Genomic DNA, 12,481 nt, shown 5'->3' with positions numbered 1-12,481 from the left:
GAAAAAATCCGAAAATAAATTCATCCAACCATTCTTTTTCAGAGCATTTAGCTACAAAAAAAGCCCATAAGCGGGTGCTTATGGGCTTCTCAGGTAACGTGGCAGCTATCTTAGTTGCGCAATGGCCGTCACTTCAACCAATATATCGGGAAAAGCCAGCTTTACTTCGCTACAGCAGCGCGCTGGTGCTTTTCCTGCAACAATCCATTGATCATACACTTCATTCACCGCATTAAAATCATCCATGCATGCAAGCATGATTGTCACGTTCAGCAGTCGGTCCTTGCCGCTGCCTGCCTGCTCCAGCAACGCTTCTATGGCAGCAAGAATATCTTTTGCCTGCCCTGCCGCATCCTTGGTGCGGTCTTGGCCCGTATGCCCGGCAATATAGACCGTGCCCCCAGCCACCACAGCGCGTGAACGACGGTGGTTTGTATCAATGTAGGTTATATCACTCAATTTCCAAGTCCTTCATATCCGTTAAATTTGACTGCGTTACCTTCGGCCATATCCGCCTCATTGTAAGATGCGCTCTCCGCACAGATCCAACGTATGAAGCGGGTAATCAGTGGGTCGTGTGCCTTTTCTGTTGGCGTGACCACATAGTATGCCCCCCGCGAGCGGATTTTTTCTTCCGTAACAATACACAACTCCCCTTCCGCCAGTTCCCGCTCCACAAAAATACTGGGAACAAGTGCCACCCCCAGCCCGGCAACAGCCGCTTCTATTGTTGCATTGAACTGGTCAAACACATTGCCATGGAAAGGAGACTCCACATCCACCCCCACCTCGGCAAACCAGAACTCCCACAAGGCGGGGCGCGTTGTAAGCTGGATAAGGTTGGCGCGCGCCACATCCTTAGCCGCTTTAAGCTGCATGCGCTCACGGTAAGCGGGGCTGCAAACAGGGACTATTGTTTCGTCAAAAATATGGAAAAGCTGGCCATCAGGCCAAACCGCCGCCCCGTAGTGTATGGCAATGTCACAATCCGAATTTTCAAAACTGAAAGGTTGAAAAACCGTCGTCAGGCTGATCCGTACATCCGGGTTTTTTTCAATAAACCGTGGCAGGCGCGGAATAAGCCAGCGGGAAGAAAACGTGGAAAATATATGCAGGCTGAGTGTATTTTCGCCATTACCGGAAGAAATAATGCGGTACGCCGCACCTGCAATCTGCTCCAGAATGGACACAATAGAAGGCAGTATGGACTTGGCCTGCCGGGTCATGACCAGTCTTTTACGCCTGCGATCAAAAAGCGAAACCCCGAGTGTAAGCTCCATATTCCGGATCTGTTTGCTAATGGCCCCCTGCGTCAGGCAGAGTTCTTCCGCAGCGGCGCTGAAGTTCTGGTGCCGGGCCACAGCCTCGAACGCCAGAAGTTCAGGAATGGAAGGAATCAGACGACGCGGTATAAGCATCAGAACCTCCTGTAGAGAATACGGCTTGAGCAGAGCAGTGCGCCCCCCCATGCAACCGCAACCGCGCAGTCCAGACAAAGCAGAACCGGAAACTGCATAACATGCGCCAAAATCAGGGCGACACAGGTTGCACCACACGTTTGCCCCATAATTCTGGCAAGGGAGATCATGCCACTTGCACTACTGCTCCGCTCATGGGGAGTGGCAACAAGAGTAAGGCGGTTGTTGGGCGAAACAAAAAAAGCAAACCCCACCCCAGCCACCGCAAAGCGCCACATAATATCAAGATTACTGGCATCAAACGGTGTCAGGCGCACCAGCAGAAAGCCACAACCTGCAATAACAAGCCCTATGGCAGAGAGAACCTGCGCTGGAATTTTGTTGGCCAGATAAGCCACCAACGGCCCCACCATAACCATGGAACCGGGCCAGGGCGTCAGCAGCATGCCGGTCATGACTGGGGAGCGACCAAAGAGTTCCGTTAAGGAAAATGGCATGGAAATCATAAAGAAATTTGCAGCCGTGTAGCCTAAAAAACAGGCCGTGATACCAATGGAAAAGTCCCGCCTGGCAAGCAGGTCCAACGGCAGCAGGGGGGCTGCCTGACCTTTCTGGCGCAAAAACAGGAGCAGACCGCAGACAATACCCAAACCCAGCACAAGGCTGCCGCCAAAAACCCATTCACCACGGGCCAGAAAGTCACACCCAACCAACGTCAGGCTGAATGTTAACATGTTGAGTATGACAGAGGATTTATCAATCCTGCGTTCAGTCCCGGGAGTACGGGGCAGATAAACAAAGCTGACAAATGCCGCCAGAAGCCCCACAGGCAGGTTAAACAAAAACAGCCAGCGCCATGAACCGGTGAGGTAAAGAATACCCCCCGCAACAGATGGACCAACCGCCACCGCCAAAGACGTAATCAGCGCGTTCAGCGCCAGACTGTGCCCCAGCCTGGCGGGGGGGCACACCATGCGCACCAGTGCTGTGTTGACCGCCATAATGGCAGCCCCACCCGCCCCCTGTATGCCGCGGGCCAGAGCCAGAACCCACAACTGGTTTGCAAGACTACAGATGACCGAACCCACAACCAGAACAAGCAGCCCGCCAATACAGACAGACTTGGCCCCAACCCGCTCAGCAAAAGTAGCCAGCGGCAACAGCAGCATGCAGTTGACCAACTGGTAAGCATTGACCACCCAGATGGAAACAGATGCAGACGTATGGAGGTCCTGACCAATTGTCGGCAACGCAATATTGGCGACCGCGTAATCCAGCACAGCGAGAAACACTGCAAGAAAAATCGCGCTCAATGCACCCTTTTGAACCGACTGAACCGGGGCCGCCAACTGTGTGGTCATGGAACTGCCTATTCTTTGCCGCCACGACAAAAACGCTCCACCGTATAGGGAGCCACCTCGGGCACCGCATCCCCAGCGATCAGACGCGCAATAAATTCAGCCGTAAGTGGCGCACTTACCAGCCCAAGGTGCCCATGCCCGGTGGCGTAATAAACCCCACCAACTTTGGAGGACGGCCCAATAACTGGCAGGCAGTCTGGCGTGGATGGGCGGTTGCCCATCCAGTGGTTGGTTGTGGAAAAACCACCAATTTTCAGGCGTGGCAGGCCCTCACGCAGGCAATCCAGCAAAATGCGCGCGCGCCGCCAGTCCGGTGCAGCGCCCTTGAGGGCAAACTCCACCTGCCCGGCTGCCCGCAACCCGCCAGTCATGGGAGTAATCCCGAATTTGAGGTCGGACATCATAACCGGGATTGGCAACCCACCTTCAGCACCGGGCACTTCCACGTGGTAGCCCCGCTCGCTGACCAATGGCAGCTTATCCCCGATCTGGGATGCAAGCTCCACCGAGCCCATACCCCCCGCAATAACCAGATGGTCACATGCAAGCTTGTTGCCATTATAGACAACACCGGAGATTTTTCCGCCATCAATCAGGAATTTTTCCGCACAGCCGGAAATATAGCGCACGCCCTTTTTTTCTGCGTACTGAGCCAGCGCGGCCACATACCCCCCCGGGCTGCGACAATGCGCGCCATCAACAATAAAGGCCCCATACTGGTAACGCTCGCCCAGTTCAGGGCATAGCGCCACCAGTTCCGCGCGCTCCATTGTTTTCCAGACAACATTGTTCTCGCGCCTGAGGCTCCATGCCAGTGCATCGGCCTCGTACGCAGCTTTATTGGGATAAACGACCAGCAGGCCCTTTTTCTCAATCAGTTCTGGCACACCTGCGGCTTCGGCCAGCGCGCTGTGCCGTGCGGCGGAATCTGCCAAAAACGGGCGCAGCGCACGCGCTATACGCCGGACACGCTTTTGCGTAGCGCCACAGGCCACAAACCCCAAAAGCCACTGCCATGACTGCAACAACGCAGAAGGACGGAGTTTGAGCGGCCCGTTAGAGGCAAGCAGGTACCCGGGAATTTTTTTCCACATCCCGGGCATGGACAGCGGAACAACCGAGCCGGGGTTCAGCCAGCCCGCGTTGCCATAACTTGCCGCTTCCTGCGAACCGGGCTTGTCCATGGACAGCAGTGTTACCTCATGCCCACGCAAACGCAGCTCAAGCGCGGTTGTAACACCAACAATCCCTCCCCCGACCACAACAACATGTGTGGCGGCGCACTCTGTATTTGGTTTATCCATGTCACGAACACCCTGCGTGAAAGTGTTTTAGAAAATCTTTGGTACGCTCTTCCTGCGGGTCTTCTATGACCTGCCGGGCCGGACCTGACTCAACCACACGCCCATCGGCCATGAACATGACAATGTCCGCCACGTCCCGCGCGTAGGACATCTCATGGGTAACAACAACCTGCGTCATGCCAGCCTGCGCCAGCTCCCGCATAATCGTCAGAATTTCGGCCACACGTTGCGGATCAAGGGCGGATGTCGCCTCATCAAACAGCATGACCTTGGGGTTCATGGCCAAAGCACGGGCAATGGCAACGCGCTGCTTCTGCCCACCGGAGAGGCGCTGCGGCATGCTGGCGGCAAAGCCCTCCATACCAACCTGTGCTAGAAGCGGGCGGGCTATAAGTTCTGCCTGATCTTTGGAAATACCTTTTACAAACCGCTGCCCAGCCATAACATTTTCCAGAACAGTCATGTTCGGGAACAGATTGAACGACTGGAACACCATGCCTGTCTCAGCCCGGAACGCCGCCAGTTCCGTGGTGCGGTAACGCAGCGAGAGAATGCCAAAGTCCATTGTTTTGCCATTGATTGTAATGGCCCCGGCATCTGGCATTTCCAGCAGGTTGATACAGCGCAGCAGGGTCGATTTGCCCGAACCACTCGGCCCGATCAACGCAATGACCTTCCCTTTGGGGACAGAAAAGGAGATGTCCTCCAGAACCTTGTGTTTTCCAAATGATTTTTCCAGATTAACAACGTCAATCATCACTTCTTTAGACATGATAACGGCGCTCCAGAATACGGGCCACCTGCGTGATCGGGAACAGGATCGCAAAATAGATGATGGCAATTGTTGTATAGACTTCCAAAGGCTTATACGTGGCGGATGCCACCATCTGCCCCTGATAGACCAGGTCTGGCACCGTCACGACGGAAACAAGCGAGGTATTTTTAAGCTGGAGCACAAACTGGCTGACCAGTGGTGCAATCATGATTTTAAAGGCCTGTGGGCCAATAACACGGCGTAGGGCGGTAAACGGGCGCATACCCAGCGCATAGGCTGCATCCCACTGCCCTATCTCCACTGTATCCAGCCCGGCCCGAAAAATTTCGCTGTAAAATGCCGCGCCATAACACGACAGGGCAAGCAGGGCCGCCATCATGGGGGAGAGCGTAATACCCAGCACCACAGGCAACGCGTAGTAGCACCAGACAAGCTGGACAAGTGCTGGGGTACACCGGAAGACCTCAACAAATGCCACAGCAGGCACGGACAGTATTTTCCACCCGCTCCGGCGCAACAGCGTCAGCAAAGCCCCTGTGACCATGCCAATAAGGGCGCTGATAAGCGTAAACCCCAGCGTATAACCCAGACCGGTTTCAAACAGGGGCCAGTAGTGCAGAACGTCCCCAAAATCCCAATGATAGTTCATGGATATGCCCCTTTTTAAAACTCGAGACCTGCGGGCAGGCTGGCAATATCCACATGGTTTTCCTGCAATGCTTTGTACATCCACTCCTGCACAATGCTTTCGGAGCGTGAGTAAAGCAGCCAGTTGTTTACAAATGTCAGGAAACGTGAATCCGCTGTTGCAGGCACCCCAATGCACGTAGGCTGGTGCGCAATGGGGGTGGGCATAACAAGGTCCCCAATATTCGGGTTCCGTGCATGCATGACCGATGCAATCACCACCACCTGCACCACGCAGTCTGCCCGGCCTGTTTGCAGGGCCATAATGGCATCTGTTGGGGACTGAACCGCAACGGGCGTGCAGTGCGGCAGACGCCTGCGCACGAAAATATCGTGGGAAGAGCCGGTATCAAACGCCACGCGCACTTCAGGCTTATTGATATCGTCCCATGTTTTGGCAACCAGTCCTTTTTTGACGATCGCAGTAAAGGAGTTGTTAATTGCAATGTCGCTAAAGGCAATCTGCAAAGCGCGCGCGGGTGTGGGGCTGAGGGCAAACATGATGTCGATTTTGCCTGTCTGCAAATCCATGACGGAAGCACCCCACTCCGCCTCTATGACCTCAAGCTTGACCTGTAGGGTTTCGGCCATGTTTGCGGCCATCTCCAGGCAGGCGCCACTCCAGCCTCCGGTCATAATATCCTTATGAAAGAAAGGCTCAGCCCCCGGAACAGCCGCTGTGCGCAGCTTGCCCGAAGCTCTGATACGCTCCAGCGTGCCGCCTTCCGCTGCTGCTGCTTGTGTCGTGTTCAAACCTGGAACAGCAGCAGCAACAGCCGCCACTCCCGCCATCGAAAAAACAGATGCAAAGGCTCGACGAGTTGTCACGGCAACCTCTCTTTCAGCAACTAGATCATATTTGCCGGGGTGTCGGATACAGCCTTGACACCCCGGCCAGAGAACAATCCGGTTCGTATATCCGGTTTTAGACTATCTGGTTTTTCAAAGCGCCACCTGTTTCCATGGCCTGAATGTTGTGCAGCAGAATGTCCACAACATTGCGCTCGTAAAACTGCGTTTCACCAGCCGCATGCGGCGTGACCACCACGTTTTCCATCCCCCACAGCGGGGAGGATGCGGGGAGTGGCTCTTCCACAAATGTATCCAGTGCTGCGGCTGCAAGCTTGCCAGACTGCAACACATCAATCATGGCGGCCTCATCCACCACCTTACCGCGCGCCACGTTAATCAGAACTGCATCGGGGCGCATGGCCGCAAACGCATCCACACCCATAAGCCCGAATGTTTCTGGCGTCAGCGGGCAGGTCAGGATCACCACATCAGCCAGCGGCAGGGTGGACAGAAAATCCTTCTGGCCAATAATCCGCACACCTTCGGGTGATGTTTCGGGAACGGAACGACGCATCGCAATAACATTCATGCCAAATGCACGGCATAGGGATGCAACACGCGCACCAATGCCACCAAAACCCACGATCAGGACGGTCTTGCTGCTCAGCTCATGCAGGCGTTCGTCCGCCTTGGTGCTTGTCGGCCGCCAGTAGGATTTTTTCTGGTCGTCACGCGCCTCATACAACCGGCGGGACAGGTTAAGGAGCAGGCCCATGGCATGGTCCGAAACCGCATTGGCGTTCACACCCTGTGCACTGCACAGATGAATGCCCCGCTCACGGAACAGGTCCTGCCCATAGTGGTCCACACCCGCACTGACGGACTGCACCAGTTTGAGGTTGGGAGTCCAATCCAGAATGCGATCTTTCCAAAGCATGGAAACAACCAGCACTTCCGCATCGTGCGCAACTTTTTCCAGAGCATCAAGCGAGGTCACCTGCGTGCAGGGGTAGGGGGACCCCCGCCGGGCCAGCTCGCCTTTCAGGTCATAATGTGCATGGGCTACACAAATCTGGGGTTTGTCTCCGCGCCAGGGTTTTGTCATGACTTACTTCCCTTACTATTTGATAGAATGATGAACCCTGTGGTTCCATCTCAATTCGTCTCATAGGAGCATACACGGGCGGGTTATTCTATTCCGTTTTCGTAATGAAACACGAAAAAAAATCTCTTGGCCATTACTTTTTGGAATACCGCCGGTTTTAGCCCCTAAAAAATTCCGCTGTAGTCCCCACCATCCACCAGCAGGCTCTGCCCGGTGACAAAGCCACTTGCCTGTGAACAGAAAAAACCAACAGCCGTTGCTACCTCAACAGGCAGGCCATACCGTGCCGCAGGCGTGCGGGCAGCCCGCTCGTTCCAGATATCTGCATAACTACGGCCTGTGCGCTTTGCCAAATCCTGCACATGCGCGTACTGGGCCTCGGAATCGATGATACCGGGCAGGACATTGTTGATTGTCACATTATGCGCAATCACCTGCCGCGACAGCCCGGACGAGAACGCAACCAGCCCCGAGCGCGATGCATTGGAAAGCCCCATTTCCGCCTGCGGGCTTTTCACACTCCGGGATGCCAGATTGACAATGCGGCCAAACCTGCGGGCAATCATGCCATCTATGGCCAGACGGATCATCTCTATGGGGGCGAGCATCATGGTATCGATCCCCCTGATCCAGTCCTCCCGCCTCCATTCGCGAAAATCGCCCGGCGGCATGCCTGCGCCGTTGTTGATGAGGATGTCAGGCTCAGGGCAGGCTTCAAAAATATGTTGCCTACCTTGTTCGGATGTAATGTCCGCCGCAACACAGTTTACCGTCCGCCCCGGCCTGTTGCCGATCAGGTGGACCGTTTCCTCCAGCTTGGTCGCGTCACGCGCCACGAGGGTCAGGTCAACATCTTCCTTTGCCAAAAGCAGCGCAATGGCGCGCCCCATGCCACGGCTTGCACCACAGACCAGTGCGTGACGGCCAGAAAGTCCCAGTTCCATTGTGGTCTCCCCCAGACTTTTGATCAGCCGTGCTGTGCCAGAAAGCGGCGTGGCCGCAGGCCCGACATAAACCAGCTTACTGCCGTGTAAATATCGTAAACAGGCAGCCCGGTTGCCTGCGCCACGGCTGCGGCGTAGGGGGGCATATTGGTGCATTCAAGCACAATGGCGCCCACATCGGGGTTGTCCTTGACCAGTTGCAGCGCGGCATTCACCACGTCCTGCTCGGCCTTGTCCACGTCCATTGAATCACTTTCCGCACGGATAAGAATACGGAAAAACTCTTCACCATTCTCGGTTCCGGCAATGGGCGTATCGACTGGTGCGCCAACGGCGCTCAAATGTGCCGCCGTAAGGCTGCTGGCGCACACGGTAACAATACCCACGCGCTTGCCCGGTGGCAGGGTTGTCTGCACAAGCGGGATCTGAACAAGGGAGGAGGCCAGAACAGGCACCTTGAGCGCTGCCGCCAACTGGGGCTGCAACAGGGCCAGAAAACCACAGTTGGTGGTAATGGCGGAAACCCCAAGCCGGATCAGCCGCTGGCCTTCGCGGATGAACTGGTCCAGATAATCCAGCGGGTTACCCATAACAATATGTTCGGGGGTTACCCCATCCACAATACAGAGCTGGACCGGGAACGGCCATGTTGTTGCATTGCCCATATCCCCTTCAATACGGGGGAATTTGGCTTCAAGCATCAGCACACCCAAGGGCACACCGTACAGGGAATATCCGCCTTTTGCAGTACCATACATGACTTTTATCCTATTCCTGATGACCCAGAAGGCGCAGTACGCCGTTTTTCATGCGCTCAAATGCAGCGCTCAGGGCTTTGTCCGATGTTGCATAGGAGAGCCGGATGAACCCCTCCCCCCCAAAGCAGGAGCCCGGCACAACCGCCACCCCACACTCGTGCAGGAAGTAATGGCAAAGTTCCTTGTCATTCCGGACCTGTTTTTTAATAACCTCCGGGTGGGCAACCAGCTCACGAATATCGGCAAAGGCATAAAATGCCCCTTCTGGTGCACGGCAGGAGATACCCGGAATATCATTCAGCGCGGCTACACTCAGGTCACGCCTGCGCTGGAACACATCCCGCCTTACGGCAATATTGTCCTGTGTGCCGTTGAGTGCCTCCACCGCCGCCACCTGGCTGATTGAGCAGGGGTTGGAGGAGCTCTGGCTTTGCACAACCGCCATGGCGGCCACAATCTCGGCCGAGGCCCCGGCATAGCCAATGCGCCAGCCGGTCATGGAATATGCCTTGGAAACACCATTGACCGTAACCACGCGCGGCTTCAGGTCCGGGCAGGCATGCGCCATGCTGACAAAAGGTGTGCCACCATACGTAATATGTTCATAAATATCGTCAGACACGATACCGACATGCGGGTTCTGTCGCAGAACATCCCCCAACGCTTCCAGATGTTCCTTGCCGTACACCGTGCCCGTGGGGTTGGAGGGGGAGTTCAGGAGCAACCAGCGGGTTTTAGGGGTTATGGCGGCACGCAGCTGCTCCGCCGTCATGCGGAACCCCTCGTCATCACTGCACTGCACGGCTACCGGCACACCACCGGCAATGCGTATAATATCAAAATAGCTGGTCCAGCATGGCATGGGCACGACAACCTCATCTCCATGGTTCAGCGTTGCCATGAACACATTGAACAGCAACTGCTTGGCACCCGGCCCAACGCTTATTTCAGATACTTTGTAGTCCAGATTATTTTCGCGCAGGAATTTCTGCCGTATGGCTTCTTTTAACGCAGGAATACCATCGAGTGCCGTGTAGCGCGTCTGGTTATCAATAATGGCCTTTATACCAGCCATTTTTACATTATCGGGCGTTGGAAAGTCTGGTTCCCCGGCATTGAGGAAAATAATGTCCTGCCCGCTGGCAACCAGTTTATTCGCCTCGATACCAATGCGAATGATTTCCGAAACATTAATTCCATCGAGTTTTTCTGAACGTGAGAACTCAGACCATTGCATCATGTCTTAAACACCCTTGCTCCCGGATTTCGTTCCGAAACGTTAACATACAACAAGAGGCTTCCGTCTTTAGTCATTTTTGTAAATTTGGAGATGAAACTATTCCATTCTTTGACCGAAATGTAAAAAACAGCACCGCGTGCATAAAAATGGCGCAAATCCTCTCTGCTTTCATGAATTTTTATCACATGCCCATCCCTGCCATGAGCAACAACGGCAAGGCGAAAACGGCCAAACACGCCTGAACAACGCATCTGCACGACACAGAAATACCTAAAAAACCAAGAAAATATTTTTGTATATATGTAAAAATACTACAAACATTCATGCACACACGTAAAATGGTATTTTGTTATTTATTAGAAATGAATTGAATGCCGGAATCAATTGACAGAATGCCGCTCAAGGCACTTTAATTTCGGCAGATTGCAATGTTGGTCGGCATTATGAAACTGGATGAAACAGACAGTGCCCTTTTGGCACTTTTAAGCGCCAACGCACGCATGAGCACTGTTGCCCTGTCCAAAAAACTGGGCCTGTCCCGTACCACTGTGCAAAGCCGTATTGAACGGCTGGAGCGCAGGGGTATTATTCAGGGCTACACCGTAACACTCGCCCCCGATGCCGACCTCTCCATCCGTGCGCATGTCATGATCGCGGCCAGCCCACACGCATACGCTGGGGTGGAAAACCAGCTCAGGCAGCAACGCGGCGTGCTCGAACTTTATGCCGTAAGCGGAAAAATGGACATGATCGCCATGATCGCCGCCCCTAATATGGAAATGCTCAACACGATCATAGACAACATTGGCGCATTGGATGGCGTGCAGCGCACACAATCATCCATCATCCTGTCCACGCGCATCAGGCAGGACACGGGCCACACGGAACGTCCCCCTTTTGCACCCTGATCCGGTGGTTGGGATTTTTTCATTTTCTCCCCACATAACAGGGACACCCCGGCCAACACAGTGTAAGTAAGAGGCATGAGCGCACCTGCCCCCTCTCCCATCTCCCGCCGTACCCTGTTGTGGGGGGCCGGAGGTTGCGCCGCCGTGGGTGGTGTGGCCGTGCTTGCGTACCACTCCCGCCCCCGCGCGCCCCGCAAACAGCCCGATGGTGTGTACCGCAAACTCAAAATCGCATGGCCGGAAGCCGCCATGTCCCCCGTGCTCGCAGCGGCGCTGGAGAAGAGTTTTTTTGCCCAGTACAATCTGGACGTGGACCCCCTGCCCGACATCCATAACGGGCAGGATGCGCTGGAGGCGCTAACCCGGCAAAAAACCGCCTATGCTCTGGCTCCGGCCCTGACATGGCTGCAACGCCTGCATGCTGGCCTGCCCGCACATCTGGTCATGGGTGTGCAGTCGGGCAGCCGCCGCCTACTGGTCCGGCGTAGCAGCGGCATTACCCGGCTGGACCAGCTCATGGGCCGCAATGTTGCCGTCCCCGACCAGAATGCCGCCGACAAGCTGTTCTTCTGTATCATGATGCGCCGTAAAGGCATGGACGCGCTCAACCACATCAACTGGATTGACCTGCCCATCCAGCAGATTGAGCAGGCCCTCCATGACCAGAAAATAGACGCCGTTGTAACCCACGACCCCGATGCATGGACCCTGCTGCAGAACAACCCCGACCTTTTGTACGAACTGGTGGGGAGCGATACGGGGCATTATGCCGCGCGCACCAGCCTTATTCTGGGTGTTGCTGACACAGCGCACGAGGCAGACCCCACCGCAGCCACCGCTCTGGTGCTGGCCCTGCGCGATGCGGCCCTGTGGGTCAACACCCACCGCGATGATGCCGCCACCCTGATAGCCGATAATGCAGCAGACCTGCCTGCTGCGAGCGCACGCAACATGTTGCGTAACGAGCCAGTTATCCGCCCCCTGCTGGGGCACGGCCTGCGTGAGCAGATTGCCCAGTACTGCGATGAACTCCAACTTGTGGGCATGCTGGCCGATGGGGAGGATTCAGCAGCCCTTGCCCGGCATTATACGCTCAACGTCCTGCACGAATAACCTTACCACGCTCTGGCCCAGAGCCACCCTGCAAACAGCCCTTCCCCACATACCCACCAAAACATGGCGGACCATG

Annotated in this window: 14 protein-coding genes; 2 read left to right on the top strand and 12 right to left on the bottom strand. The window is 55.3% G+C overall.

Features of this window, described 5'->3' with window-relative positions; translation table 11 throughout:
* Positions 1–105: 105 nt before the first annotated feature.
* The 12 genes from HK26_RS07630 to HK26_RS07575 all read right to left on the bottom strand — a co-directional run bounded on the left by HK26_RS07630 (position 106) and on the right by HK26_RS07575 (position 10,641).
* Complete coding sequence (locus tag HK26_RS07630) at positions 106–459, bottom strand: RidA family protein (RefSeq protein WP_086639235.1); 354 nt, start codon at positions 457–459, stop codon at positions 106–108.
* Positions 456–1,418 carry a LysR substrate-binding domain-containing protein gene (locus tag HK26_RS07625; protein ID WP_180539431.1) on the bottom strand — a complete coding sequence of 321 codons (963 nt, stop codon included), beginning with the start codon at positions 1,416–1,418 and terminating at the stop codon, positions 456–458. The genes HK26_RS07630 and HK26_RS07625 overlap by 4 nt, the downstream gene beginning before the upstream one ends.
* The gene (locus HK26_RS07620; protein WP_086639233.1) at positions 1,418–2,779 is read right to left on the bottom strand and encodes an MFS transporter; all 1,362 of its coding nucleotides are present in this window, start codon (positions 2,777–2,779) and stop codon (positions 1,418–1,420) included. Before HK26_RS07620 ends, HK26_RS07625 begins: the two co-directional genes overlap by 1 nt.
* 8 nt (positions 2,780–2,787) lie before the next feature.
* The gene (locus HK26_RS07615) at positions 2,788–4,083 is read right to left on the bottom strand and encodes an NAD(P)/FAD-dependent oxidoreductase (protein WP_086639232.1); all 1,296 of its coding nucleotides are present in this window, start codon (positions 4,081–4,083) and stop codon (positions 2,788–2,790) included.
* Between the two features lies 1 nt (position 4,084).
* The gene (locus tag HK26_RS07610; protein ID WP_086639231.1) at positions 4,085–4,855 is read right to left on the bottom strand and encodes an amino acid ABC transporter ATP-binding protein; all 771 of its coding nucleotides are present in this window, start codon (positions 4,853–4,855) and stop codon (positions 4,085–4,087) included.
* The gene (locus HK26_RS07605) at positions 4,848–5,507 is read right to left on the bottom strand and encodes an amino acid ABC transporter permease (protein ID WP_086639230.1); all 660 of its coding nucleotides are present in this window, start codon (positions 5,505–5,507) and stop codon (positions 4,848–4,850) included. Before HK26_RS07605 ends, HK26_RS07610 begins: the two co-directional genes overlap by 8 nt.
* A gap of 14 nt (positions 5,508–5,521) precedes the next feature.
* Positions 5,522–6,373, bottom strand: coding sequence for a transporter substrate-binding domain-containing protein (locus HK26_RS07600; RefSeq protein ID WP_086639229.1), 852 nt, complete (start codon positions 6,371–6,373; stop codon positions 5,522–5,524).
* A gap of 97 nt (positions 6,374–6,470) precedes the next feature.
* Complete coding sequence (locus HK26_RS07595; protein WP_086639228.1) at positions 6,471–7,442, bottom strand: D-2-hydroxyacid dehydrogenase; 972 nt, start codon at positions 7,440–7,442, stop codon at positions 6,471–6,473.
* A gap of 164 nt (positions 7,443–7,606) precedes the next feature.
* Entirely contained in the window at positions 7,607–8,386 is a 780-nt protein-coding gene (locus HK26_RS07590; protein WP_086639227.1) for an SDR family NAD(P)-dependent oxidoreductase, read from the bottom strand.
* A 23-nt stretch (positions 8,387–8,409) separates the two neighbouring features.
* Positions 8,410–9,144, bottom strand: a complete 735-nt coding sequence (locus HK26_RS07585) for an aspartate/glutamate racemase family protein (RefSeq protein ID WP_086639226.1) — start codon at positions 9,142–9,144, stop codon at positions 8,410–8,412.
* A gap of 10 nt (positions 9,145–9,154) precedes the next feature.
* Positions 9,155–10,384 (bottom strand): pyridoxal phosphate-dependent aminotransferase, encoded by a 1,230-nt coding sequence (locus HK26_RS07580; protein ID WP_086639225.1) that lies wholly within the window; start codon positions 10,382–10,384, stop codon positions 9,155–9,157.
* Complete coding sequence (locus HK26_RS07575) at positions 10,381–10,641, bottom strand: hypothetical protein (RefSeq protein WP_143296315.1); 261 nt, start codon at positions 10,639–10,641, stop codon at positions 10,381–10,383. The genes HK26_RS07580 and HK26_RS07575 overlap by 4 nt, the downstream gene beginning before the upstream one ends.
* Before the next feature lie 171 nt (positions 10,642–10,812).
* Between HK26_RS07575 and HK26_RS07570 the strand changes: the two genes are divergently transcribed.
* Together HK26_RS07570 and HK26_RS07565 are read left to right on the top strand one after the other, a co-directional pair.
* Positions 10,813–11,292, top strand: coding sequence for an Lrp/AsnC family transcriptional regulator (locus HK26_RS07570; protein WP_257640917.1), 480 nt, complete (start codon positions 10,813–10,815; stop codon positions 11,290–11,292).
* A gap of 75 nt (positions 11,293–11,367) precedes the next feature.
* A complete protein-coding gene (locus HK26_RS07565) occupies positions 11,368–12,405 on the top strand; it encodes an ABC transporter substrate-binding protein (protein ID WP_086639223.1) in 1,038 nt (345 codons plus the stop codon).
* Positions 12,406–12,481 lie beyond the last annotated feature (76 nt).

Origin of the sequence: Acetobacter okinawensis (genome assembly GCF_002153655.1) — a bacterium.
GTDB classification, from domain to species: Bacteria; Pseudomonadota; Alphaproteobacteria; order Acetobacterales; family Acetobacteraceae; genus Acetobacter; species Acetobacter okinawensis_A.
The sequence above is the reverse complement of the archived record's forward strand: the minus strand, read 5'-3'. Positions and strand labels throughout refer to the sequence as shown.